This is a genomic window from Pedobacter suwonensis, assembly GCF_900111825.1.
Lineage (GTDB): Bacteria > Bacteroidota > Bacteroidia > Sphingobacteriales > Sphingobacteriaceae > Pedobacter > Pedobacter suwonensis.
Genome location: NZ_FOJM01000001.1, coordinates 335,289 through 359,381 on the forward strand (window position 1 = coordinate 335,289; position 24,093 = coordinate 359,381).

Consider the following 24,093-nt stretch of genomic DNA (forward strand, 5'->3'; position numbering starts at 1 on the left):
TCAAATAATGGAATGGTTACACCGGCAGCTATTAAACCTTAAGCTCTATTCTAGATTTATTGAATGGACCAAAGGATGTATTTTGCCTGGTTTTAGCCCTCTTCCGTTATATACTGTAGCTACATTTTTCTTTCGTGAAATCGGAAAAGATGCATTGGTAAACAAGTCATCATCTTTGGCGTACAGTTTTATGCTGGCCATTTTCCCGGGGATTATCTTCTTGTTCACCTTAATTCCTTTTATTCCCATTAAAGGTTTCCAGGATCAGCTTTTAAATTTAATCCAGCTGGTATTGCCGCACAATGCATTTGACGCCTTTGAAGCGACATTGAAAGACATCATTAAAAATCAAAACCGGGGTTTATTATCTTTTGGTTTTTTATCGGCGCTGTTTTTTGCTACCAACGGGGTTAAAAACCTGATGAAGGCTTTTAATAAATCATCCTTAATCATCGAAACCAGAAGCTGGATCAAACAACGTTTAATCGCGCTTATACTTACCTTGATTATCTGTTTTTCCATCATCATTTGCATCAGTGCGATGGCCTTAGGTGAAATCCTGCTCAACAAAATCAATGATGAACTGCACCTGAAAGACAATTTTTTGAGTTATACCATCAAATTTACCCGTTGGGCCTTATTGGCCATCCTTTATTTCATTACCATCTCTATTTTATACCGCTACGGACCCTCACATACAAAAAAATGGCGCCTATTTAGTGCGGGTTCCTGGCTGGCTACCATCCTGGCCTTTCTTACCATCTGGGGATTTTCTTTTTACATTAACCATTTCGCGTCCTATAATAAGGTGTATGGCTCTATCGGCACATTAATCGTAGTGATGATCTGGCTTTACCTCAATTCGCTCATTTTATTGATTGGTTTCGAACTGAATGCCAGTGTTGATGTAAGTAAACGGAGTGTGAAAATTATCCGCCCGACGTTCAATTTGTTCAAAAAATCGGAGCCGATTGAAGAAAATATACAGAAGAAATAATTTTTTCTCCCTCTGTGTTAAGTAATTATCAAGTTTATATAAAAAAAAAGCTTTCCGAGTTTGCAGAGTTAAGCTGAGTTTGTACTTTTGCAGCGGAGAGCTGGCAGAGTGGTCGAATGCGGCAGTCTTGAAAACTGTTGACTGTAACAGGTCCGGGGGTTCGAATCCCTCGCTCTCCGCATCAAAAAAAGGAAGAATTAAATTAATTCTTCCTTTTTTTGTATATATACGAGGCCGAATCTTTAGGAGAATGGAAGCAATTATATTTTGTGGCATCCAGGCGACTGGAAAAACCACTTTTTTTAAAGAGCGGTTTTTTAAAACGCATGTACATATTTCCTTGGACTTATTAAACACGAGGAATAAAGAACTCAGATTTATTGAAACCTGCATCCTTACTTCTCAGCCTTTCGTGATAGATAATACGAACCCCTCTATAGAAGAGAGAGCAAAGTACATCAGCATTGCCAGAGCAAACAAATTCAAAGTAATCGGCTATTATTTTCAATCCAAATTAAGTAATGCTGTCGATCGTAATAATCAGCGCGTTGGTAAAGAGAAAATCCCTGAGATTGGTATAAGAGGAACTTTTAAAAGGTTAAATTTACCATCAATTAGTGAGGGCTTTGATGAACTTTATTATGTGAGTGCTGAGAATGATATATTTATTATAAAACCATGGTCAGATGAAGTTTAATGATTTAGATGCAAAGATGAGGGTTTATGAAACTGCTAATGATCGATGTATTTTACCTGCGATGTACATGGTTGCCAGAATTGATGGCCGCGGCTTTACCAGACTTACCAAGGAAGTGCACCAGTTTGAAGCTCCGTTTGATGAAAAATTCCGGAATATGATGATCGAGACCGTAAAACATTTGATGAATTGCGGTTTTAATATCATTTACGGTTACACGCAAAGCGATGAAATATCCCTGCTGTTTCACCCCAATGAAAATGTTATTGGGCGAAAGACAAGGAAATATATTTCTGTTTTGGCTGGCGAAGCCAGTGCTAAATTCTCCTCTCTTTTGGGAAGCGTTGGCGCATTTGACTGCCGTATTTCAGAATTGCCAAACAAAAAATTAGTTGAAGACTATTTCAGATGGCGCAGCGAAGATGCTCATAGAAATACCTTAAATGCCCATTGTTATTGGCGACTGAGGCAGGATAACCATACCAGAAGTCAAGCTTCAAACAAAATTGAGGGATTAAGTATTTCGGCCAAAAACGAATTACTTTTTCAATATGGCATCATTTCAACGATTTACCAGCCTGGCAAAAAAGAGGGATTGGACTTTATTGGCGATCCACAAAAAAACAGGGATTTAACCCCAAAACCAGTGAATATGTATTTTCAGATAAAAAGTTTCTTTATACAGATTTCGAGTTGCCGATGGGGGAAGAATACCATCATTTTATAAGTGATTTTTTCGGGGAATAACTGCATTCTAGCGCAAGTCTTAGTGCCGAAGGTCTTAGCCGTCGCCTGACTTGTTCTTTCATTAAATCAATCTTGATCAATCCTTGCAGGAAATATTTAAAAATGTTTACCAGAAAAGAATTTCACGTAGGCAAATAGACCGACATAAAAAAGCAAAGAAATTGCTAAGAGAATTCCCATTACAATTCCCATCAGTTTCCAAAAACCGATCTTTAATGTTTCAGTTTTCGTATTGTTCTGCAGTTTTATTGATGCTAAAAATCCAGCTACTATCACCAACAGCATTATTGCGAGTACAATCCGTACACGATAGATTTGATCTTTGAAATGCATCCACCTCGCACCAAGCTTTTCGCAACTTTCTATACCAACTGTGCAGGCATATTCGTTGCCTAGAAATGATCTTCCACACCTGATTGATACAGCTTTTCTATTTTTGAGGTAAAAGTAAACAAATGGCCTACCCTGAAAGGTATCAACTTTTTCAGCAATTTTTAGTGTTACCGAAGTAGAGTTGAAACTACTTTTGTAAAATACCTTACGAACCTCTATCACCTCCGCCCTTTTAAGACTTGGGGTTTTGATCGCTGAACTGATCAGAATATCACCGTTAACAACAATGTAATTGCCTGTAAACAGACCTAAAAGAGTATACATCACAAAATGCCCGATTGCTGAATACCATTTGTACTCTTTCGAAAAAACTGTTCTCACCGTTGCGTAGAGGCTGAAAGGTACGATGAGTATAAACAACCATTTCCACATTGATGAGGGTAAGTCGTCTGTATATATTTCCAGAAAAAACCTTGACAAAAGATACACTAACAACCAAATGGAAGCATACGCGATGAGGAAAATTTTTTCTATTAAGCGCAGATTTTTATTCAAAAGTTTAACTGTTTTTAAAACGGGTTTATATCTCCTAGTAGATATAAATTGCTGCTCAAGTAATATGCCATTGTAGTTATTGGGATTAAAAAATTAACCATCTTAGTTATTTCCCTTAGCATGAGAATTACTGTAACAATCTAGACCTCTTTTTTACAGCATTGATTAGATAGCATAAACTAGCGTTTATTTCAGTTTCCCACTCTAGCGCAGGTTTTCGTACTAAAAGTCTTAGCCGCCGCCTGACTTGTATGCTCATTAATACTTATCAATCTTGATCAATCCTTGCAGGAAATATTTTAAAATGCTAACCCGAGAAGAACGACATAGAAAAGCCAGGCAATTGTAAAATGAACTCCTGCTTTCATTAAATCGATAAATTAATTCTCCATAGAGTCCAATTGGTGAGGTAACACCGTGCTTTAGTAGGTGATCTTTTAATCTTTTTCCATTTTCTTATCATACTCCACCTGCAATTCATCCAGATAATCATAAAAGTTTTTCACATCCATAAAAGCAGCCGGATTATAGGAATCACCAGGTTTGTGTTTTTTGAGGAGATCAAATTGGATACCATGTGAGGCTACCCAGAGATCGAATTTTAAGTCTTTCATACTACGTAACGTATAATCGTAATCTTCTGCAATATGCGGATAAGCCGGAATATCTGTAAACTTTCTGTCTGTTACAATAGTCGGTAAATTGGCGATCAGCACCCTGTATATTCTGTTTTGGTCATTTACCGTGAACAAAAAACTGCACGAGCCTTTGGTATGTCCGGGGTGGTGAAGCATGACTAATTCCATTCCTCCAAGACTGATGATATCCTTATCGTGCAAAATGCGGTCTATTTTTACAGGTTTAAAAACTGAAACCTTACCATCCAGATCATAATCAGAGCGGCCACCATCAGCAGCTACCTGCGCATCTGCATAATCGACCATAAACTTGGCGCCTGTCGATTTCTTGATAGCAGCCATGGCGCCCAAATGATCAAAATGAGCTTGCGTCGTCAATAGGATTTTAGTGTCTGAAAGTTTAAAACCCAGCGTTTTGATGCTTTCCCTAATCATCTTCTCAGACGATGCCAGTCCGGTATTGATGAGGATATTTCCTTTTGGCGTAACGATGAGATAACAAGCCAGGTCGGCTGTGCCTACATAATACAGATTACCCACAATGCGAAATGGCGGGAAAGGTTTTGACCATTCAGGATGATTTTTTGAGGATGGCTCAAGTACTTCCTGCGCTTTTATGGTGCAGTGCAAAAGAGAAATGAAGATCAGCAACAGGATTTTTTTCATATATGGTTAAGACAATTTAATCTCTTATTTTTTAATTTCGAGGCCATAGCGATAAAGATCTTCATATATTTCGAAGAATTTATTTTCTTCCTGTTCGCTCAAAGAAGTATTGCTAAATAAGATAACTGCGACTTCTTTATTAAGATCAGAAAGCATAAAAACCCTTACTCCAGGGTCAGATCCATTATGGCCAATCCTCTTTGCTCCCATTTTTGTTGCCCAGAAAATACCTGAGTTTAATGTTTTAGGTTTTACATTTTCAGGGGTATAGGTTTCATCAAACTGAAACCTGAGCATTTCTCTAACCGTTTCTTCCTTAAGCACCTGCCTGTTTTGGTATTTTCCATCATTTAACAGACAAATGAAGAAATGGGTCAAGTCATCTACCGAACTGCGCACGCCACCATCAGGATAGGTGATACAACCATACAAAGGGATTTCCTGAATTTTATGATCCTTTTTCTCGTAAAGTTTGGTATGTTTTTTCAACTCTATTTCTGACAAAAACCATCCAGTATCATTCATTTTCAAAGGATTGAACAGGTATTTTTTACTGTATTCGTTCAATTTTTGACCAGTTCTGATTTCCACGATATAACCTGCCAGCGCTGCCCCGATATTGGAATACTCACGGAATGTTCCGGGTTTATGGTTCAGAAAGTTTTCTTTCGAATAATACTGCCCGCCCGGCATAAAATATTGCTGAAGAAAATTACCCAGTTCCTGTGGCGAATCTTTTCCATTAAAGTAAAGGCTATCGGTATAAAAGGGATATCGATCAGTCAGTCCTGAAGTGTGGGTAGCTAAATTTCGCAGCGTTACTTTAGCATCGGGAAAATATGGATTTCGGATTTGGAATGGAAGATAATGGTTGATATCCACGTCTAGTGACAGTTTACCCTGCTCTACTGCTTTCATGAGGCAGGCACCAGTTACCGTTTTGGAAACCGAAGCGATGTTCATTAAAGTCGAGGTAGTAAAAGCGGTTCCCGTTTCCCGATCAGAAAATCCGTATCCTTTTTTCCACGCTACCTTTTTATCAATAATAATGGCTGCACCGAGTCCAACGATACCACTCTCAGCCATTCGTTTTGTAATTAGGCTATCAATGTTCGTGCTTCCTGAGGTATCACCTTGTGCATAAACATTTGCAACAAGCAATAATGTAACCGAGCAAAAAAGGAGGATGTACCTGTAATACTTCATATAATTGATGTCTAAATTTAAATTAAAAATTTCATGATTGGTTCATTTAATTTTATCTGATTTAGCATTCCCATCATTTTAACTACATTTCAATAACCCGGTTCAAAGATCTCTTCAATCCGCTACACTATCCGTCGAGAATACGTTTTTTTTGGGATTCCGTAATGACTATTTCGTAAAGCCAGCAATCTGAAAATTACTGACCAGTACTCTCGCATCATTATCATATTGCCATGGTGCCGAGATATAAAAGTTTTTAGCCGCTGTAGGACTGAAAAGCACAGTATCGGCAAGTTTAACATTATCAAGATATACCGCCATTCGATCACCATTTACCGATAACACAACATGCAGTGGACGGTTGAGCCATGGCTCGAGGTCAAAGGTGGTACTCACGAATGTTTTAGGCTTATCACTGCCGATATTTACCTGGTCGGTATCGTAATAATGCAGTTGTACATAGGTCCCGATATTGCTATCATGCTGGCTGACACTGTTATCGCCTGCAAAGCCGAACGACATTGGAGCAATGTCTTTGATCTGATCTGCTTTTGCAATGATATCAAAAGCTAAGGTAAATTGCTTAGGGTAATTGAACTGGCGGGAAAATTTATAAATTGCCTTATCTTTTACATCCATCCATTTACCTTTTTGACCATTCATGGTTACAATATTAGCTACACCGTTTGTTTTGAAACTATTGGCTGTCGCACCGGTTTCAAATGAAGAAAAATCTTCTGCAAACAGAACCGAATCCCCAATAGCAACATTGCCGCTTCCTGAGTTAATTGCTGCTTTAGATTTCTTAGATGCGGCATTTTTGTCAATCTTTTTTTCAAGAGCTTTTTCCGCTTTCTCTTTGGCCTTTTCAAACAATCCGCCGAGTTGGGCATGTACCTCAATACTTGAAATCAATAGTATTAAAATTGTTATTGTTATATTTATTTTTGCTGTTTTCATAGGACTGGAGATTATGAGTTATCAATTAGTGTAATTTGACCTTAACTATTTCGCCGTTTTCCTTTACCTCCACAAATGTTTCAATGCGGTCCTGGATGTTTTTGAAATATTCTTTCTTCTGATAATAATCCGTTCTTCCGCCATAATCGTTATAACCCGAACCTGTATAGGCATTATAAGTACCTCTTAGCGTATAATCTAACATACCTTGTAAAAAATATTTACCTGGCTTCATATCCGGGAACGTAAATTCACCGTCGCTATTGGTGATGGCTTCCAATCTATAACGGTAAGCTTGGTCAGAGAGGTAAACAAAGCGTTTTCTTTTGATATTCTCTTTATCTTTTCTCAGTCGGTACCATTCCTCAAAATAAGGTGTTACGGGGAGTAGAACCACGGTAATTTTATTGGCAAGTATGCGTGGAGAAAAGGGAACGCTATAGCCTAACGGATGTTTCTGCTTGGTATAGGCAACCCCCTTGATAACGGCCGTGCCTTTAGCCAGCATCTTTTTTGCCAGCAAAGAGTCGAAAGGCATTTCCGGCCGGAAGATCTCTGCTTTATCTTTTTTCTCTGGTTCTTTGTACTGGGCATTAACCACTGTTATTGCTGATAACATACAAAAAAGTGTAAGGGCATATTTTTTAAGCTTCATGATATTGATATTAAGGATTAATGATTGTTTCGTAAGGAAGATTAAATGTACCATCGGTAATGCTGATGGCTTCTCCGGCCAGGTTTCTTACCGTACCGGAAAAAGTTCCTTTGATACCGGTTTTGCTTATGGCCTCAATTTTCACGGTAAATACATCGTCGCCATAAGAAGTATTGTAAATCAGCGTGCCATCACTTTTCTGGATAGCATAACGTGCGATCATATTTTCTGCAGGTGTAGCGTAAGTACCCGGGGTAATATTGCCGCCAATTTTCCAGATCTCAAAGTCCAAGGAAGGCGACACGGGGCCAGATGCGGGATAAGAAGTCTCGTGACCACCAATAACGATATGCTCGAACCGGTTATCATTGCCCCCGCCCTGAAAATTAACTTTATAGAAATTGATCGCTTTACCGCCCACTTTTGCACGGAGATAATAATCGCCGGTAGTTTCAACAACGCCGTCATCTTTTTTAGAACATGCCGAAAGGCATGTGATGATCATGATCAAACAAAGGATTGCCCAAAAACTGCCTGATGGATTTCGGATCGGCTTAGCTTTAGTTAAAAAAGCTCTCGAGGATAATATTTTCATAGTTTTATGCTATTTATGGTATAAGGGCAAAGCTATTGCAAGTATTGGCCAAAAGAAATACCGGTTTTTACCGTTTTTCTTCTACTGGTTTTCAGGTATTTTTCATTACTACCGGATGAAATGATGGCGGGTAAAGAATTATGTATGATATTTAACGATAAATTTGCTTACTGGCGAGATCAGCTCCTCTTCAGCCTGGCAAATGGTGTAAATTTTAAAGCATGACCAGATTTTTTTTATTCCTGATAGCGATTTTGATCTCATTTCAATCTGTTGGCCAACAGCAGGTTCCGCTTAATGAGCAGCATTATCTCGACAGCCTGAAGCATATTCTACAGAAAAAAATTCCAGACAGCTCGAGAGCAAATACGAATTTTCTCTTAGTAGAATATTGGAAATTCAAAGATACCTTGAAAAGTAAAGCTTATCTGGAAGCAGGTACAGCTGCCGCAAAAAACGATAAATATTTAAAGGCACTGGCACTTTTTTATAAAGGACAATATTATTTCAACTGGAATAAACCGAAAGCATCCGATGCTTTTAAAAGAGCCGCAGAAGCACTTTCGCCATTTAACACGAAAATTGCCTACGCCAAGCAGGCTGCATCCTGGTATAACTACGCTATCATGAACGTAGATAAAATGGGCTATGATTTTATCACAAAAATAACTTTGGAAAAGTCTATTCCCATTATAGAGAAAACCGGCGACCCAAAACGTATTGCCTATTATTATACACAGCTTGCCACTATTTTGATGAATAACTACCAATTTTCAAAAGCGGCAGATTATAATGAAAAAGCCATAACTTTACTGGAAAAAAAAGGCGCTGTTGATACCGATCTGTTATTTTCCTATCTTACCGGGGTAAGTATCTACTGTTACGATAACAAGGCCGACAGGGCTCATGTGCTTTTGGAAAAAGCACAACAGTTACTAAAGCCCTATCCTTCCTCTTTAAATTATCCGCTATACTATTATAATGAATCGCTTTACTATTTCACAAAATCGTCATTTGACAAATCACTTGCGAGTATAGACAAAGGCATTACGCTTGCCAAGAAATACAACCAGAAACAACTCTATCAACAGTTTTTCTTCCGCCGATATGAGATTTATCAGCAGCAAAAAAACTATGTAAAAGCGAGACAAATTTTACTGGATATCATTAAGGAAGGTACTTTAACTGCCAAAATTAATGACCGGGCCATGCTTTATTCGGAACTGGCCAAAGTAAATGAAAAGCTGGGGGATTATAAAGAGGCATACCGTTGGCTAAGTAAATACCGGCAGAGTAATGACAGCATAACCAACGACCAGACCAGGGTAAAAATCAATGAACTGGAAACGAAATATAGAACCGCGAAAAATCAGCAAAAAATACAGACCCTTCAATCGGAAAATAAGCAGGTACAGCTCAATGCCCGCAACGAACGTTTGTATAAGTTTATACTTGGGTTAGGATGCCTTTTTCTGCTTCTTTTATTGGTATTCGTTCTGCTCACCGCAAGGAACAGACGCAAACTGGCAGAACAAAAGGAGATTAATTACAAGCAACAGCTGAATGAAATGGAGAGAAAACAGCAGCTGAAGATTACCAAAGCCATGCTTGAAGGTGAAGAGTTGGAAAGAGAGCGGGTGGCCCGGGATCTTCATGATGGCTTAGGCGGGATGCTATCGGGTGTGAAAATTGGTCTTTCAGGCTGGACAGATACCCAACCGGCGATCTCAAACGATAAGGACCTGCATCGCATTATCGGACAACTAGATACTTCAGTTACGGAGTTACGTCGCATTGCCCGCAATATGGTGCCGGATACGCTACTTAAATTTGGGCTTGAAACGGCATTGAAAGATCTTTGTGAGTTCTATATGCGTGATGGATTACGCATAACCTCTGAAATGTTTGGCATTCAAAAAAATATTGCAATGAATGTGCAGCTCAATATTTACCGGATTGTGCAGGAACTTATCTCCAATGCAATCAAGCATGCGCAGGCAGATAACATCCTTTTGCAGTGCAGCCAAAACGAAAATACTATTTTCATCACTTTTGAGGATAATGGCCGGGGTTTTGATATGGCCACGCTTTCGGAGAAGAAGGGAATGGGACTGGATAACCTGAAGAACCGTATCGCATTTTTGCAAGGGAAATTTGAAGTGCATTCTGCTCCTGGCGAGGGAACAAGTATAGATATAGAACTTAAAACCAATATCAATGAATAAACTGCGTACGGTTATTGTAGATGACCACCCTATTGTTATTGAAGGACTGAAAACCTTGCTTAAAAATGAAGCTAATTTGGAAATTGTGGGTGGTTTTTCAGAAGGCACGGGGCTACTTTCTTATTTAAACACCAAGCCGGTAGATCTGATACTGCTGGATGTTACCCTGCCGGATATCAATGGAATGGACCTTTGCCAGATGATCAAAGAAAGATTTTCGACCATCACCATACTCATTCTGAGCAATCATACCGAGCGGAGTATTATTATGCAAACCATACAGAACGGTGCCAGTGGCTACCTGCTCAAGAACAGCTCACTTGACGAACTTCGGCAGTGCATTGCATCAGCAGTAACAGGAAATATCTGTTACAGTAAGGAAGTAGTTGAAATTATCAGCCGTCCGACTAAAAACCAGTTGCGCAATACGCCACAGCTCACCAGAAGGGAAAAGCAGATCCTATCACTTTTAGCAGAAGGAAAAACGAGTCAGAATATTGCCCAGGAACTATTTTTAAGTCCGCTGACAGTAGATACGCACCGGAGAAACCTGATACAGAAATTCGAAGTGAAGAATGTGGCCGAACTAATAGCAGCCGCTCACCAGCAACAATTGTTGTAAAACTACACTAATATTTATTTCCCCTACCCTATGAAAACGATCGCGTATAAATTGACATTGTTCTTTCAGCTTTTGTCATTATTTTCATTTGCACAGCAAAATGCCGGACTTAAAACCCTTTTAAATAAAAATAAGGAGTTTATTTTCCCTCAAACGCCAGAGAAAATCTCTGCAGTATTAGGTGTGAAAGCTGTTTTCTATGAGGATGCCAACGACGATGCCTATGCAAAATGGCTAACCAAATCAGGGCTGGAACTATACTGTAACCTAAGGGAAGACAAAACCATTACAGAAATGTTTTTTATCGTAGCTGATGATCAACCTATTGAGGTAGCGGGCCTGCCATTTAATCTGGTAATGAATAAGACAAGTCCTCAAGAAAGCATATTAAAGTTCAGTAAGTATAAAATCAGGAAAGAAAAGCTGGGAGAAGGCAGTCTATATCCCAGAGGTTTAAAATTGTATTTTAAGAAGGATGATCGTTTTATCACCCTTCTTTTTGACAGTAAAAACCTACTTAAATGTTTGTCGATTACAAATGAGATCATGGGGGCAGCCGTCAATTGATTTTGGAAAGGGGTTTCTATAGCTCGACCACATCTTTATTAAATTCACTTGTTTTTTTTAGTATACCAGTTTCTGACCTTTCCAATTGGTTTTGCGTAGAAAGCCTTCCCAGTTTAAGGTGCCAGGATCGATCCGTCGGCTCCATTCCAGATCCCGGTCCTTACTGAAATAACCGTATTCAACGGCAAATTCTGCCATACCTAAAATCTCACGTACCAAAATCTCATTCGACGCAAATTCCGGAAAATGCCGGAGCATTTCGTGCCTTTCGTATGCGGAACTATATTCGGCTTTTATTCCTGTAACTTTTGTAAAGGTATCAACCATTTCCTGTGGTGAAATGATATCGCCGATTACGGGCAATGATTTACCATCATATTGATCCGGATTGGACAGCATCTCTAAAACTGCAGGTCCTGTTGCAGTAAGCGGATCTACGAAAGGCGCAGCAAAATCCTTTGGTAAATAAATCGGAAATACGAGCGTATCGCCTATTAATTGAGGGGTATAAAACTCCATTAAGTTGGTAAAAAAGAATGCCATATAGATAAATGAACTCCGAACTGGTAGCGTACGGATATAGGCTTCCACTCTGGCTTTATCTGTAAAATGAGGTGCAAATAATTTTCCGTTTGTTAGCTTATCTACATTTTCCAGACTACTAAAAATAATCTGCTGTACTCCTGCTTCAACGGCTGCATCTGCCAGTTCTTTACCCAAATCAAATTCGTAGGTAGCCGGTGGGGCAATGTTGGGTGTCATTAGAAAAAGACTATCGGTGCCACGCAACGCTTCTGTAAATTCTTTCTTATAGCCGGGGATGAGCGGTAAGCCTATAAGTTCAACGCCCTGATCTGTAAGCTTAACTGCTTCAGGAACGTCAACACGGCGGGTTATGCCTCGTATATGGTATGCACCGCTTTCTAACAGTGTATGGGCAACACTGTAACCTTGTTTACCCAATATGCCAACAATGGTAACAACGGGTTTTTCCTTTTTCGAAGTTGACTGGTTTTCTATTGTATGATATAACATTTGCCTGATCTTTTTAAACTATCATTATTATAGTTGCAAAAGTATTTTGAGTAATCTACATTTGCAATAACTATCAAAATAGATAGCTAAAGGAAAAAATGATAAAAGCAGAATGTGTAGGCGATTATGTGGAATTAAAAGGCAAAATATACCCTTGTACGGTAAGCCTGACAATGGACTTGATCGGTGGAAAATGGAAGGCCGTAATTTTGTATCATTTAAAAAGCGGACCTAAACGATATAACGAGCTTCGTAAGGAAATGCCAGCCATTACCGAAATGACATTGAGCCTTCAGTTAAAGAAGTTGGAGAAAGATGGTTTGGTGCTTCGAAAAGTATATGGCAAAAAACCTCCCATTAAAGTTATTTATGATTTAACTGAATTTGGAAAAAGTTTTATTTCTGTATTGGATGCCATTACAAACTGTGGCAACTATGTGGCGAACGAATATGGAGCATTTATCAAAGGTTGATTGCATTCAATAGGTGTAATCAACAGATCAGCTTATAACCCACTCCCCTTAAACTCATGATCTGAACTTCAGGTTCGGTTTTTAACAGCTTGCGAAGGTGCGCCATAAAAACATCCATGCTACGGCCATTGTAAAAACTATCTTCACCCCAAATTTTGATCAATGCATCCTCACGTTCCAAAATGTTGTTGCGGTTCTTTAGTAGCAATTCGAGCAGAACGGTCTCTTTATAAGACAGCGAATATTCGCCAACAGAAGTTTTAAGCTTTTGGCCAACAGGATCTAGTTCACAGTTTCTGAACCGGTATTTTTTATCCAGCTCATTTTCATCTTTATTCACTGCACCAAACCTGTTTAAAAGTGATTCCATGCGCACCAGCAATTCATCAATACTAAATGGCTTTTTCAGGTAATCATTTCCCCCGCTTTTAAACCCTTTCACTACATCTTCGGTAAGTGCTTTTGCGCTTAAAAATATTATCGGAATGTCGGGGTCCGATTTCCTGATTTCGGTAGCCAGCGTATAACCATCTTTATGCGGCATCATGATATCGAGGATGCAGATATCGGGTTTGTTTTGATGAAATTGCATCCAGGCCAGTTGTCCATCCAAAGCCAGGTTTACGTCATAACCGCTACTGCTTAAGCCATCAAAAACAATACGTGCCAAAAATGGCTCATCTTCTGCATACAAAACCTTAATTTTCTTCATACAAAGGCAAAATAACCATAAAATTACATCCTTTTCCTGCTTTGCTGTACAACTCAACACGGCCACCATGCAACGCTACCACCTGTTTTACATAGTGAAGACCTAAACCAGATCCTTTTACGTTATGTATGTTATCCTGATTAAAAATCCTGAAAAAACGCTCAAAAACCTGCTGCTGATAAATTTCATTTATCCCGGGGCCATTATCCTTAAAACTGATTGTTAACTGATGACCAGCAATACTACAGGAAACATCAATTCTAGCATGAGGGGGAGAATACTTTACCGCATTATCAATCAGGTTGTAAAAAACATTCGAAATATGCATGGCATCGCCTTTGATAAATAACGGTTCATCTATCGGCAAAAAGATAATCGAAGCATTTTTCTCTTGTACCTGTACCTCCATCGCTTGAATGACCTGTTGCAGTATCGGCTGTATATCAATCAGGCTGAACTGCAATTTTGTTTCTCCCAGGTCCATCTGCTCCTGTTTAAGCACCTTTTCGATCATGGCCTGCAAGCGCTGTAATTCGTGGACACTGATGTTAATGTAATTCTCCAGTTTTTCCGGCTGGTCTATTAAATGATATTTTTTTATGGACTCCAGGGCTACCGAAATTGTTGAAATCGGGGTCTGTAGCTCATGTGTCATATTACTGGTAAAAGCTAACTTCGCCTGTGCATAAAGCTGCTGGTTTTTCATCAGCCTGATAAGCAGGTAAAAGGCTGCGGCCGTAAGGAAGAGCATTAGAAAAGATGATATAAGGTAATACCGCATTTGAAAAACAATCAGCCAGGTAATCGAAGGAACAATAAGTTGATACCTATTCTGAAACTTAAGGTTATAGGTATATTTACCACTTACGAAAGAAGAAACGGTTTGAGCAGGCAGCTGTCCCTTTATCAACCTCCCGTCCGAATAGTCATAAAGTGCATAATTTCTATTGATATGCCAACCCAAATGATCCAGCCGATGGTTTACCAAACTATCCATTATCTTTAGGTCACGCTGATCTTGCAATAAAACTTCCCGTTGCGATTTTCCATTAGTGACAGCTGAAGATTTATGATCGAATTTTAATTTAGCATCATTAAGAAACGACATTTTCATTTCTACAACGGAGCTATCATTGGTAATCCCATAATGGAACTGGCTTCGCAAATTATCAACCTTTAGTTCGTCAAAGGCCTGCCTTAATGCTAACCACTCCTGAGAAAGGAAAAACTGTTGGAAACGGCCACTTTTTTCGTGTCCTTTAGCGATACTTCGATAGGTTATCTGCTTGGAGGCATCACTGACTATGGATTCCAATTCTGTGGAAACCGATTTTTTTTGTGCCACGTACAACTGTCTAATCCATGCACACTGCAAACAGAGGCTGATGGCCAGTGTAATTACCGCCAATGGAAAAACATATCTGGATGTGAGCCATTTCATTCCCCTAAAATGAACAAATCATTTAAATGATGGAAGCACAGATTGAAGATTTAACCTTATTTAACCGAGCTTAACTTTGCTTTACATGGTGAGCCATTAGTTTTGGAACATGAAAAAGTTAGTCTTCCTCCTATTCTTCTGCCTCCCGTTCATGGCTTTTGCTCAATTACGTAAAGGTTTGGTAACCGATAAAAATGGTGTACCCATAGATGGGGTAACCATTAGCCTTCGGCATGCAGACTCTACTTTAGCCGTGCAGCTTTCTAAAACAGGTCTATTCAGTTTCCCACAGTCATTAAAAGGCACTTACAACTTAGCGTTACAGGCCGTCGGCTATAAGAATCTGACGAAAAGGCTTGATTTGCCGATCGATTCCGTTATCATTATAATGGCCAGTGATGAGAAAACATTGGAGCAAGTAACGGTATCGGCTTCAAAACCGGTTATTGTCAGAAAAATTGACAGGGTTATATTCAACGTCGAAAATAGTATTGTAGCCAGCGGCACCACTGTATGGGATGCATTGGGTAAAGCTCCAGGTGTACAAACAAAGTTTGATGGCGGAATAACAGCTAACAATAAAGGAGTAGTCATTTATATGGACGATAAACCGATTAGGTTATCCGGCGAAGATTTGGCTGCTTATCTGCGCAGTTTACCATCCGATAATATTTCGAAGATAGAAATTATTGCCAATCCAACAGCCAGATATGATGCACAGGGTGGTGCAGTAATTAACATCATTTCTAAAAAGCCAAAGGGTGATGGATATAATGCGGTACTGTCCGGCGGTTATACCCGATCAACTTACAGCAGCTACAATCCAAGTATGGTATTTAATTACCGGAAAGACAAGATAAATGTGTATGGCAGCTATGGTTACAGCCACCGTAAAAAAGATCATAGTGAAAGCGAATATGTTATTTTCGATTCACCAGCAAATTATGCAGACTGGAGGAATGAAAAATCAGGCATACGCATGGGCAATGCCAATAGTTATAAAATCGGTGCAGATTACAATCTTACAAAACAACAGGTAATCGGTATTTTGGTAAATGGCTACAACGGCGCAAACAACAGATCGAACCGTACACTAACGAATATCGTTAACAACCACGCTGCACTACCAGATTCTATTCTGCAAACCGAAAATGTTTCTGATGGGAAAGCAAGTCAATATAGTTTTAATTTCAATTACAAAATCAAATTAGATACCAACGGACGGAATATTAATGTGGATCTGGATTATGTGCCTTACCAGAATAAGAATAGCCAGCAGGTGGATACATATGGGATTTCGGGTAATGGTAGTCCACTACCAAATCAGTATCATATTTTTACGCCGTCTAATCAAAATATTGATATTTACTCTGGAAAAATTGATTATACGGATAAATTTTGGAAGAAATGGACATTTGAGTCTGGCTTAAAATATAGCAGCATCCGGACGCGAAACAGCTTTGATTTTTATAACAATCCGGCTACTGGTCTGCAATTGGTAAGCAGCCGCAGCGACCGTTTTGAGTATGCCGAAAATATATCAGCCGTTTATGCCAGTATAACTGGTGATGCAGGTAAATGGAGTTTTGAAAGCGGCTTAAGAGGTGAATATACCTATACAAATGGCAAGTCGATTGCATTAAATACCAATAATCAGAATCACTATTTTAAGCTATTCCCAACAGTTTTTATAGCATATAAGCTGAATAAAGATAATGAAATCAATCTTCACTATAATTCGAGGATCAGCCGCCCGGAATACTGGAGACTTAATCCTTTCAAATCTTACACCAGTCCTTACACCTACCTGGAAGGAAACCCTGCCCTGCAACCTGCGTTTATATACAACGGCGAGCTGGGTTATACCTACAAACAACAATATAACATTTCATTTTACCTCAGGCGTGTGGTTGATTATTTTAGTAATATTACCGTGCAGGATAACACCTCAAAACTTTTTTATGATACCCAGAGAAATCTGGATCTAAGCCAGGAGATTGGTTTCTCAGCATCTTTCCCAATTAAAGCGGCCGATTGGTGGGAAATTAACAATTATGCTCAGGGTTCTTATCGCCAGGAAAAGTCGGGATATTTACAAGCAAGATATGACTACCATGTTTGGGGCATTTATCTGAGTTCTAACCACGCCATTACCTTAAATAAGGCCCATGGTTTAAAGGCAGAAGTCAGCGCATGGTACTCTTCGCCTACCATACAAGGCATTTACAAACTGGCAAAACTTTATGATGTAAGCGCAGGTATGAGCAAAAGTATCTTTAAAAGCAAAGGAACTTTAAGGCTGGCAGTAAACGATATTTTCTATAGTAATGTTTATCGTATTGATGTAAATTATGACAACCAACGAAACGGCTTTGTTGAGAAAAGCGACACGCGAAGTGCTACTTTGAGTTTTTCTTACCGGCTGGGCGGAAACCCGACAGCGGCCAGAAAACGTACTTCTGCAAGTGAAGAGGAAAAGAAACGCGCACAGTAGAACCAGTTCATTGGTCATTAGTTTATTTGCAAACTAATTTATTGCGTGGTGTCTGATGGTTCCATCTGACACGGCGAAAAACGCTAACATAAATTATTTATATTTTAGAAAAGGAGTGCCTGTAGTGCTTCGGTTTTACCAGTCCCGCCCTTTGCTTAATCCCGATTAGCTCATCGTAAATAAGATGACTACTCAAATCGGGATAACGCTGCCGGTCGGGTTTATCTCACTCAGGCACACCGTTCTAACCTCCAGCGATGGCCATAGTGCCACTGCCAAGATACTGTTTGTGCTTAAAGGGTACTCCTGTTTGAATATAAAAGCTTAGTTTCAAAAGTACAAGTCAGCCCAACCGTCATTGTCCGGAGCACTAAGACTTGCGCTAGTATAGACTTGGGCTTGGTCAACTTAAAAGGCACAAGTCAGCCTGCCCGTTATCAAGGCAATAATACTTGCGCTGGCATCGGTTAATCTACTCCAAACTGCAAACGCCCAACTCTAAACTTATTCACCTACACTCTATCGAATGACCGTAGGTACCTGTATTTTTTGGTGAAAGAAATGGAATGCCCAAATCAGCGGAGCGTAAAATAAGTAAAGTGCCCATAAAAAGCATAAACCAGGGAACCAGCCTGTTGGTATTAAAACGGATGTACTTTTTCAGAAAGATCCCACCAAGAGAGATCATCAGCATGAGTGGCGTAGTCCCAAGGCCAAAAAGAAACATGAATGTAGCGCCGGATTGCACATTACCTGTATTTAAGGCAGTTGCCAGGGCCAGGTAAACCATACCACAGGGAATAACGCCATTAAGCATGCCTGCGAATAATGCCCATAATTTTAAATTAAAAACCTTGCCCATTAGTTTACTGAGTGGGCCCATCGCCTTCAACTGGAGGGCAGAGAACCGGTTTCTATAACGTTTATTAAATTGCAAAGCTGTGAATAGAATCAATATCAAGCCTATAAAAATACTCAGGGTTTTTTGATCGCTGAATAGGTTTATACTGCTCCCTACCAGGCCAACCAGCAAACCTAAAATGGTATAAACCGTAACCCTACCAAACTGATATAAAAGTAGTTGAAATGCGCTATAAAAAAAATCCTGTTTTCTGAATGGCATGCCCAGCATAATGGGGCCGCACATTACTGCGCAATGCAGGCTTCCAAATAGTCCCATCAAAAATGCCAATGGCAAATAGCCCGTCATAGGGTAATGTTATTTTTAAACAGATATTTCTTACCGGCGTTGTTACGCCAGGAAAGGTTAAGGAACCACATCCCCTTTGTCATTTTGGCCCGATCTACCAGGATAAGATTTGATGTTCCGGTTGTAGTTCCTTTTAGTTTAATATCGTCATTACTGTCGGCTGGACGCATGAGTAAAAGGTCATATTGTGCGCCATCTTTTAACTGTATAACTATCTGAGTACTGGTGATGGTAATTTTAGGTTTAGCATCATCTTGAAACACATTCTGTTTGGCATCGAATTCTGCATTGTAGTTGATTCCCTTTTCGTAATAATTCTCTTCAATCAGAGCGTCTTTACCGTGCATATGGAACATATAAATGACCATTGCAACAATAAAGACCATAAATGCAGACATCCCCATTACTATTTTCGTTCCCCAGTTCATATTCTTTATTTTAAATTTGAATGAGTGAATTTTTAATGAGAGAATGTTTAAAGCCAAATCGCTAAATTCAATATTCAATCATTTTATAATTCAATCATTCTCTAATTTTACCACTCTATCATTTCCCGCTCAATCATTCCCTTCCGGCTGCGCGAAAAAACTCGTTGTTGCTGTACTCACCACTTCGCCATTGGCAATCACTTCAAAAACTGCATCAGTTTTATATTTTTTAACCGAACTATTTTTTCTGATCAGAAAAAAGGTCAGGTATGCAGTACCCTCTTTTGGCAGTACTGTTGCCTTTTGGATAAAGTCGATCTCATCATTGCTATCCTGCGGCCTGAATGTAAATTTAACCTCCTTATTGGTTTTGTTTACCAGTTCTGCATTGTAAAGGTTGCTGGTTTTATCTGTTCCCCTGTTTTGATACAATGTACCACTGGCTCTTAAAACGGTAGTCTGAATATTTTCCCTTTTATAAATGAGTGAAGAGAAAACCATTAACACCACCAATAAAACAGCAGCATAACCATAGGATTTTAACGCAACTTTATAAGGTTTACGTTCTGCGATAAAATCCTGGTTAAAGAAACCGATCAGGTTTTTAGGCTTGCCTACTTTTAGCATCACCTCATTGCATGAATCGATACAGGCCGTGCAATTCACACATTCGAGCTGGGTTCCCTTGCGGATATCAATCCCGGTTGGGCAAACCTGCACACATAGCCCACAATCAATACAATCACCTTGTTTGTTCTCATGTGCATTTCGCTGCATATGTCCACGGGGCTCACCCCTGGTAAAATCATAAGCGACCACCAGGCTTTGGTTGTCAAGCAAAACACCCTGAAGCCTACCATAAGGACAGATTACCGTACACACCACCTCACGCACATAAGCAAATACGCCATAAAAAATAAAGGTAAACAGCCAGATGGATATAAAACCTGAAACATGTTTGGCGATCGGTTCTGTAATGATTTTAATCAGTACATCAGAGCCAATCATATAAGCCAGAAAAGTATTGGCAATGGCAAAAGAAATGATCAGGAAAATGAAATGTTTGCTTCCTTTTTTCCATACCTTTTCCACGGTCCAGGGACCTTCGTCCAGTTTCTTTTGCCTGTTTGCATCACCTTCTATCCAGTATTCTATCCTGCGGAAAACCATCTCCATGAAAATAGTCTGCGGACAGGCCCATCCACACCATAGCCTGCCCAACACTACTGTAAAACAGACAATGAAGATAATAAAGATGAGCATGGCCAGTGCAAACAGGTAAAAATCCTGTGGAGTAAAAATTAATCCAAAGAAAACAAATTTCCTTTCGATAAAATTTAACAGTACCAATTGCTCGCCATTGAGCTTTAAAAAAGGGCATGAAAACAGGAACAGCAAGAGTATATAACTTACCCATTTGCGGCAAGTATATAGTTTACCCGACGGTTTTTTAGGGTAAACTGGTCTTTTGTCCCTGCTTTTATTTCCAGGTTTATTTTTTGGTAACATCGGCTTGATTTACACTGTCTTTTGCGGCCTTCATCTCATTGTCTTTCACATCTTTCGCTTCGTACTTTTCGCCTTGCGGGGCTTTCGCACCGGCAGGATTACTTCCGTGTAAAGAAAGGATAAAATTGGCCACTGCACTGATCTGTTTAGGGTTAAGGTTTTTCTCCCAGCTGATCATTCCTTTCTCAGGAACACCATATTTAATCGTCTTAAATACGTTGTTGATTCCGCCGCCATGCAGCCAGTAATCGTCCGTTAAATTAGGACCGATCACGCCCTGTCCCTTATCGCCATGGCAAACTACACAGTTGGCATTAAAGATGGTCTTTCCTTCTTCCAGTACTGTAGGCGTATTATCAGCCTTTACCGAATTTTCGTCAATGGTATTGGCTGATTTTTCCAGGTAAGCTGTCTTTTCTACCTTAGCCTTAGCCATTTCATTTTCATATTCCTTATCCTGCAATTCGCCATACCCACCGATGTGGTAATAAAAGAGATAACATGCAGCAAAAATCATGGTGCCATAAAACAGGAAGTTAAACCATGCGGGTACCGGGTTATTCAACTCTTTAATACCATCGTAAGCATGATCAATAACCAGGTTCTTTTCTTCTTCAATAGGCTTTAAACCTAGCAATTTTGCCCAGATAGATGGTTTTACCGTTTTCTGTTTCAGCCAGCTGTCATAATCAAGTCGCGCTTCTTTTACGGGGCCAGTGTATTTGGTTGGGTTTAACTGCTCCTGGTACATTACTTTAAACGCATTAAGCAGCGTTATTGAAACAAAAAGCAGCACAAGTGCGAATAACAATAGCAATACAATGAGTAACTCTGATTGATTAAGTCCTAATCCTGGCTGAGAAGGTGCTATTGCTTCTGCTGTTTTTTGATCTGCCGCGTAAGTGGCCGCCGATAAAAACAGTGAAAATAATAATAGTTTAATCTTCTTCATATGGTTTGGTTTTGTGGTCTTGAAAAGGGATTTCGCTCATGGTTTTAATATGATTCTTGCTTAATTTGAAGAGGTAAACCCCAACAATTACAAAAAACAACATGAACATGAGCAGAGAGGTAACGAGGTATATTTCGCCGCCAGCTAAATCTTTTATCTGATTGAACATCTTTTTATTGGTTTGATGGAATGGTTTCTTTATTGGCTTTAATGTCGGTACCTAATCTTTGCAGGTAAGCGATAATGGCTACAATTTCACGGTCACTTTTAACTTTGATATTATTCTGCTTCAGGTCTGCGGCAATTTTTTCTGCCTGTATTTTTAAATCTTCATTGGCCTGTTTATCATATCCTTCAGGATACGGAACGCCCAATGTTTGCATGGCCCTGATTTTACTTGCAGTGGTATTGATATCCAGTTTCTGCTCAATTAGCCAAGGATATGGTGGCATAATACTTCCAGGCGACATCGAGGTAGGATCAACCAGGTGATTGTAGTGCCAGGCATCAGAATATTTTCCACCTACTCGATGAAGATCAGGTCCGGTACGTTTACTGCCCCATAAAAACGGGTGATCATAAACAAATTCCCCTGCCTTGCTGTATTCGCCGTAACGTTCGGTTTCTGAACGAAAAGGCCGTACCGTTTGCGAATGGCAGTTTACACAACCTTCTCTGATATAAAGATCCCTGCCCTGCAGTTCCAATGCGGTATAAGGTTTAACGCTTGCGATGGTAGGTACATTAGACTGGATGGTGAAGGTTGGCATCATCTCTACCATTCCTCCGATCAGGATAATGATTAATGATAACACCATGAATTTCATTGGCTTACGCTCAAGCACCCTGTGCCAGGCTTTATCTGCCGGACTGCTATCTACCACTATTTTTGGTAATGGCATGGCTTCTGCGGCTTCGTTGGCAACCAGTTTAGCACCCAGCATGGTTTTGGCCAGGTTATAGGTCATCACAATTACGCCAGCTAAATAGAGTGTACCGCCAATCGAACGCAAAACGTGCATCGGGATAATCTGTAAGGTTGTGGCAAGAAAATTCGGGTATTTCAACAAACCTTCAGCAGTAAACTCTTTCCACATCAATCCTTGCGTAAAACCTGCCCAATACATCGGGATGGCATAAAAGAGTATTCCCAAAGTACCGATCCAAAAGTGGAAACCTGCTAGTTTTTTAGAGTAAAGTTCGGTTTTATAAATGCGCGGGATTAACCAGTATAAAATACCGAATGTTAAAAAGCCATTCCATCCTAAAGCGCCAACATGAACGTGGGCAACAATCCAATCGGTAAAATGCGCTACCCCGTTTATCTGTTTTAACGATAACATTGGGCCTTCGAAAGTAGCCATACCATAGGCAGTAAGGGCAACTACCATAAATTTAAGGGTAACATCTTCCCTTACTTTATCCCAGGCGCCACGTAGGGTCAACAAACCATTAATCATACCGCCCCAGCTTGGTGCAATCAGCATAATAGAAAAGGCAACGCCTAACGATTGAGCCCAGCCCGGTAATGAAGTGTACAACAAGTGATGCGGTCCTGCCCAGATATAGATAAAAATAAGCGACCAAAAGTGCAGGATACTCAGTTTATAAGAGTAAACAGGCCTGCCCGCCATTTTTGGAAGGAAGTAATACATCATCCCCAGGTACGGCGTAGTTAGGAAAAACGCAACAGCATTATGCCCGTACCACCATTGTACCAATGCATCCTGAACGCCGGCATACAAATAGTAGCTTTTCATAAAAGAAACAGGCAACTCAAAAGAGTTTACAATGTGTAATACCGCAATGGTTACAAAAGTGGCAATGTAAAACCAGATGGCCACGTAGAGATGGTGTTCGCGCCTTTTAATAATGGTACCGAACATGTTGATCCCAAAAACCACCCAGATGAGGGTAATGGCAATATCAATTGGCCATTCGAGTTCGGCATATTCGTGTGAGGTGGTAAAACCCAGCGGAAGGGTAATTACGGCCGATAAGATAATGAGCTGCCAGCCCCAGAAATGGATTTTGCTCAGCGTATCGCTAAACATTCTGGCTTTAAGTAAACGCTGAAGGGAATAATAAACGCCCATAAAAATGGCATTCCCGACAAAGGCAAAAATTACAGCATTGGTATGCAATGGCCTGATCCTGCCAAATGTGGTATACTGGCTACCCATGTTCATGGCCGGCTTAAAGAGCTGCATGGCCACAAGCAGCCCAACAGTCATTCCTATAATTCCCCAAACAAGGGTGGCAATGCCAAAGTTTCTGACAATCCTGTTATCGTAAGTAAATTTTTCTAGCTGCATAATAGAAGCGGAATTTTGTATGTTTTGTACACCAAAGGTATCCTGCAGCAGAGAGATAAAG

Annotated in this window: 23 protein-coding genes and 1 tRNA gene; 9 read left to right on the forward strand and 15 right to left on the reverse strand. The window is 39.8% G+C overall.

The genetic code is table 11. The features are described 5' to 3' along the window. Window positions 1–7 precede the first annotated feature (7 nt). The 4 genes from BM107_RS01290 (at window position 8) to BM107_RS01305 (ending at window position 2,421) form a co-directional block, all read left to right on the forward strand. Window positions 8–997, forward strand: a complete 990-nt coding sequence (locus tag BM107_RS01290) for a YihY/virulence factor BrkB family protein (RefSeq protein WP_090979448.1) — start codon at window positions 8–10, stop codon at window positions 995–997. 94 nt (window positions 998–1,091) lie between these two features. Beyond that, window positions 1,092–1,176: transfer RNA gene (locus BM107_RS01295), tRNA-Ser, on the forward strand. Window positions 1,177–1,247: 71 nt separating this feature from the next. Next, entirely contained in the window at window positions 1,248–1,694 is a 447-nt protein-coding gene (locus BM107_RS01300) for an AAA family ATPase (RefSeq protein WP_090979450.1), read from the forward strand. Then, window positions 1,684–2,421, forward strand: a complete 738-nt coding sequence (locus BM107_RS01305) for a tRNA(His) guanylyltransferase Thg1 family protein (RefSeq protein ID WP_208864309.1) — start codon at window positions 1,684–1,686, stop codon at window positions 2,419–2,421. The genes BM107_RS01300 and BM107_RS01305 overlap by 11 nt, the downstream gene beginning before the upstream one ends. A gap of 116 nt (window positions 2,422–2,537) precedes the next feature. On the opposite strand, the gene BM107_RS01310 is transcribed toward BM107_RS01305, so the two are convergent. From BM107_RS01310 to BM107_RS01335, 6 genes are all read right to left on the reverse strand, one after another. After that, the gene (locus tag BM107_RS01310; protein ID WP_134203626.1) at window positions 2,538–3,329 is read right to left on the reverse strand and encodes a hypothetical protein; all 792 of its coding nucleotides are present in this window, start codon (window positions 3,327–3,329) and stop codon (window positions 2,538–2,540) included. A gap of 437 nt (window positions 3,330–3,766) precedes the next feature. Further along, the gene (gene bla, locus BM107_RS01315; protein WP_090979454.1) at window positions 3,767–4,633 is read right to left on the reverse strand and encodes a subclass B3 metallo-beta-lactamase; all 867 of its coding nucleotides are present in this window, start codon (window positions 4,631–4,633) and stop codon (window positions 3,767–3,769) included. A 24-nt stretch (window positions 4,634–4,657) separates the two neighbouring features. Continuing rightward, window positions 4,658–5,839: a serine hydrolase domain-containing protein gene (locus tag BM107_RS01320; protein ID WP_090979457.1), complete on the reverse strand. Its 1,182-nt coding sequence runs from the start codon at window positions 5,837–5,839 to the stop codon at window positions 4,658–4,660. A 168-nt stretch (window positions 5,840–6,007) separates the two neighbouring features. Continuing rightward, window positions 6,008–6,799: a hypothetical protein gene (locus BM107_RS01325; protein ID WP_090979459.1), complete on the reverse strand. Its 792-nt coding sequence runs from the start codon at window positions 6,797–6,799 to the stop codon at window positions 6,008–6,010. A gap of 25 nt (window positions 6,800–6,824) precedes the next feature. Further along, window positions 6,825–7,454 (reverse strand): carboxypeptidase-like regulatory domain-containing protein, encoded by a 630-nt coding sequence (locus BM107_RS01330; protein WP_208864310.1) that lies wholly within the window; start codon window positions 7,452–7,454, stop codon window positions 6,825–6,827. A 10-nt stretch (window positions 7,455–7,464) separates the two neighbouring features. Beyond that, window positions 7,465–8,049: a hypothetical protein gene (locus tag BM107_RS01335; RefSeq protein ID WP_134203627.1), complete on the reverse strand. Its 585-nt coding sequence runs from the start codon at window positions 8,047–8,049 to the stop codon at window positions 7,465–7,467. Between the two features lie 221 nt (window positions 8,050–8,270). Between BM107_RS01335 and BM107_RS01345 the strand changes: the two genes are divergently transcribed. From BM107_RS01345 to BM107_RS01355, 3 genes are read left to right on the forward strand one after another with little or no spacing between them, the layout of a single operon-like run. Next, entirely contained in the window at window positions 8,271–10,274 is a 2,004-nt protein-coding gene (locus BM107_RS01345; protein ID WP_090979465.1) for a tetratricopeptide repeat-containing sensor histidine kinase, read from the forward strand. Next, window positions 10,267–10,896: a response regulator gene (locus tag BM107_RS01350; RefSeq protein ID WP_090979467.1), complete on the forward strand. Its 630-nt coding sequence runs from the start codon at window positions 10,267–10,269 to the stop codon at window positions 10,894–10,896. The genes BM107_RS01345 and BM107_RS01350 overlap by 8 nt, the downstream gene beginning before the upstream one ends. A 30-nt stretch (window positions 10,897–10,926) precedes the next feature. After that, complete coding sequence (locus tag BM107_RS01355) at window positions 10,927–11,463, forward strand: hypothetical protein (protein ID WP_090979469.1); 537 nt, start codon at window positions 10,927–10,929, stop codon at window positions 11,461–11,463. 57 nt (window positions 11,464–11,520) lie between these two features. Here the strand turns inward: BM107_RS01355 and BM107_RS01360 are convergent, their stop codons facing one another. Further along, window positions 11,521–12,498, reverse strand: a complete 978-nt coding sequence (locus BM107_RS01360; protein WP_090979473.1) for an NmrA/HSCARG family protein — start codon at window positions 12,496–12,498, stop codon at window positions 11,521–11,523. A 98-nt stretch (window positions 12,499–12,596) separates the two neighbouring features. Here BM107_RS01360 and BM107_RS01365 point away from each other — a divergent pair, with 98 nt between their 5' ends. After that, window positions 12,597–12,971, forward strand: a complete 375-nt coding sequence (locus BM107_RS01365) for a winged helix-turn-helix transcriptional regulator (protein ID WP_090979476.1) — start codon at window positions 12,597–12,599, stop codon at window positions 12,969–12,971. Window positions 12,972–12,990: 19 nt separating this feature from the next. On the opposite strand, the gene BM107_RS01370 is transcribed toward BM107_RS01365, so the two are convergent. Together BM107_RS01370 and BM107_RS01375 are read right to left on the reverse strand one after the other, a co-directional pair. Then, complete coding sequence (locus BM107_RS01370; protein WP_090979478.1) at window positions 12,991–13,683, reverse strand: response regulator transcription factor; 693 nt, start codon at window positions 13,681–13,683, stop codon at window positions 12,991–12,993. Then, window positions 13,670–15,124, reverse strand: a complete 1,455-nt coding sequence (locus tag BM107_RS01375) for a sensor histidine kinase (protein ID WP_090979480.1) — start codon at window positions 15,122–15,124, stop codon at window positions 13,670–13,672. The genes BM107_RS01370 and BM107_RS01375 overlap by 14 nt, the downstream gene beginning before the upstream one ends. Window positions 15,125–15,233: 109 nt before the next feature. Here BM107_RS01375 and BM107_RS01380 point away from each other — a divergent pair, with 109 nt between their 5' ends. Next, window positions 15,234–17,618: a TonB-dependent receptor gene (locus tag BM107_RS01380; protein ID WP_090979482.1), complete on the forward strand. Its 2,385-nt coding sequence runs from the start codon at window positions 15,234–15,236 to the stop codon at window positions 17,616–17,618. 508 nt (window positions 17,619–18,126) lie between these two features. On the opposite strand, the gene BM107_RS01385 is transcribed toward BM107_RS01380, so the two are convergent. The 6 genes from BM107_RS01385 to ccoN all read right to left on the reverse strand — a co-directional run bounded on the left by BM107_RS01385 (window position 18,127) and on the right by ccoN (window position 24,032). Further along, the gene (locus tag BM107_RS01385) at window positions 18,127–18,828 is read right to left on the reverse strand and encodes a sulfite exporter TauE/SafE family protein (protein ID WP_090979484.1); all 702 of its coding nucleotides are present in this window, start codon (window positions 18,826–18,828) and stop codon (window positions 18,127–18,129) included. Then, window positions 18,825–19,256: a FixH family protein gene (locus tag BM107_RS01390; RefSeq protein ID WP_090979486.1), complete on the reverse strand. Its 432-nt coding sequence runs from the start codon at window positions 19,254–19,256 to the stop codon at window positions 18,825–18,827. The genes BM107_RS01385 and BM107_RS01390 overlap by 4 nt, the downstream gene beginning before the upstream one ends. A 129-nt stretch (window positions 19,257–19,385) precedes the next feature. Continuing rightward, window positions 19,386–20,765, reverse strand: coding sequence for a cytochrome c oxidase accessory protein CcoG (gene ccoG, locus BM107_RS01395; RefSeq protein ID WP_090979488.1), 1,380 nt, complete (start codon window positions 20,763–20,765; stop codon window positions 19,386–19,388). Continuing rightward, window positions 20,749–21,717, reverse strand: a complete 969-nt coding sequence (locus BM107_RS01400) for a cbb3-type cytochrome c oxidase N-terminal domain-containing protein (protein ID WP_244278694.1) — start codon at window positions 21,715–21,717, stop codon at window positions 20,749–20,751. The genes ccoG and BM107_RS01400 overlap by 17 nt, the downstream gene beginning before the upstream one ends. Further along, a complete protein-coding gene (locus tag BM107_RS01405) occupies window positions 21,704–21,886 on the reverse strand; it encodes a hypothetical protein (RefSeq protein ID WP_090979490.1) in 183 nt (60 codons plus the stop codon). The genes BM107_RS01400 and BM107_RS01405 overlap by 14 nt, the downstream gene beginning before the upstream one ends. Before the next feature lie 4 nt (window positions 21,887–21,890). Continuing rightward, a complete protein-coding gene (gene ccoN / locus BM107_RS01410) occupies window positions 21,891–24,032 on the reverse strand; it encodes a cytochrome-c oxidase, cbb3-type subunit I (RefSeq protein WP_090979492.1) in 2,142 nt (713 codons plus the stop codon). Window positions 24,033–24,093 lie beyond the last annotated feature (61 nt).

Coding starts and splice junctions, on each gene's coding strand:
- BM107_RS01290 (WP_090979448.1), top strand. CDS start 8: ATGGAATGGTTACACCGGCAGCTATTAAACCTTAAGCTCTATTCTAGA.
- BM107_RS01300 (WP_090979450.1), top strand. CDS start 1,248: ATGGAAGCAATTATATTTTGTGGCATCCAGGCGACTGGAAAAACCACT.
- BM107_RS01305 (WP_208864309.1), top strand. CDS start 1,684: ATGAAGTTTAATGATTTAGATGCAAAGATGAGGGTTTATGAAACTGCT.
- bla (WP_090979454.1), bottom strand. CDS start 4,633: ATGAAAAAAATCCTGTTGCTGATCTTCATTTCTCTTTTGCACTGCACC.
- BM107_RS01320 (WP_090979457.1), bottom strand. CDS start 5,839: ATGAAGTATTACAGGTACATCCTCCTTTTTTGCTCGGTTACATTATTG.
- BM107_RS01325 (WP_090979459.1), bottom strand. CDS start 6,799: ATGAAAACAGCAAAAATAAATATAACAATAACAATTTTAATACTATTG.
- BM107_RS01330 (WP_208864310.1), bottom strand. CDS start 7,454: ATGAAGCTTAAAAAATATGCCCTTACACTTTTTTGTATGTTATCAGCA.
- BM107_RS01335 (WP_134203627.1), bottom strand. CDS start 8,049: ATGAAAATATTATCCTCGAGAGCTTTTTTAACTAAAGCTAAGCCGATC.
- BM107_RS01345 (WP_090979465.1), top strand. CDS start 8,271: ATGACCAGATTTTTTTTATTCCTGATAGCGATTTTGATCTCATTTCAA.
- BM107_RS01350 (WP_090979467.1), top strand. CDS start 10,267: ATGAATAAACTGCGTACGGTTATTGTAGATGACCACCCTATTGTTATT.
- BM107_RS01355 (WP_090979469.1), top strand. CDS start 10,927: ATGAAAACGATCGCGTATAAATTGACATTGTTCTTTCAGCTTTTGTCA.
- BM107_RS01360 (WP_090979473.1), bottom strand. CDS start 12,498: ATGTTATATCATACAATAGAAAACCAGTCAACTTCGAAAAAGGAAAAA.
- BM107_RS01365 (WP_090979476.1), top strand. CDS start 12,597: ATGATAAAAGCAGAATGTGTAGGCGATTATGTGGAATTAAAAGGCAAA.
- BM107_RS01370 (WP_090979478.1), bottom strand. CDS start 13,683: ATGAAGAAAATTAAGGTTTTGTATGCAGAAGATGAGCCATTTTTGGCA.
- BM107_RS01375 (WP_090979480.1), bottom strand. CDS start 15,124: ATGAAATGGCTCACATCCAGATATGTTTTTCCATTGGCGGTAATTACA.
- BM107_RS01380 (WP_090979482.1), top strand. CDS start 15,234: ATGAAAAAGTTAGTCTTCCTCCTATTCTTCTGCCTCCCGTTCATGGCT.
- BM107_RS01385 (WP_090979484.1), bottom strand. CDS start 18,828: ATGACGGGCTATTTGCCATTGGCATTTTTGATGGGACTATTTGGAAGC.
- BM107_RS01390 (WP_090979486.1), bottom strand. CDS start 19,256: ATGAACTGGGGAACGAAAATAGTAATGGGGATGTCTGCATTTATGGTC.
- ccoG (WP_090979488.1), bottom strand. CDS start 20,765: ATGTTACCAAAAAATAAACCTGGAAATAAAAGCAGGGACAAAAGACCA.
- BM107_RS01400 (WP_244278694.1), bottom strand. CDS start 21,717: ATGAAGAAGATTAAACTATTATTATTTTCACTGTTTTTATCGGCGGCC.
- BM107_RS01405 (WP_090979490.1), bottom strand. CDS start 21,886: ATGTTCAATCAGATAAAAGATTTAGCTGGCGGCGAAATATACCTCGTT.
- ccoN (WP_090979492.1), bottom strand. CDS start 24,032: ATGCAGCTAGAAAAATTTACTTACGATAACAGGATTGTCAGAAACTTT.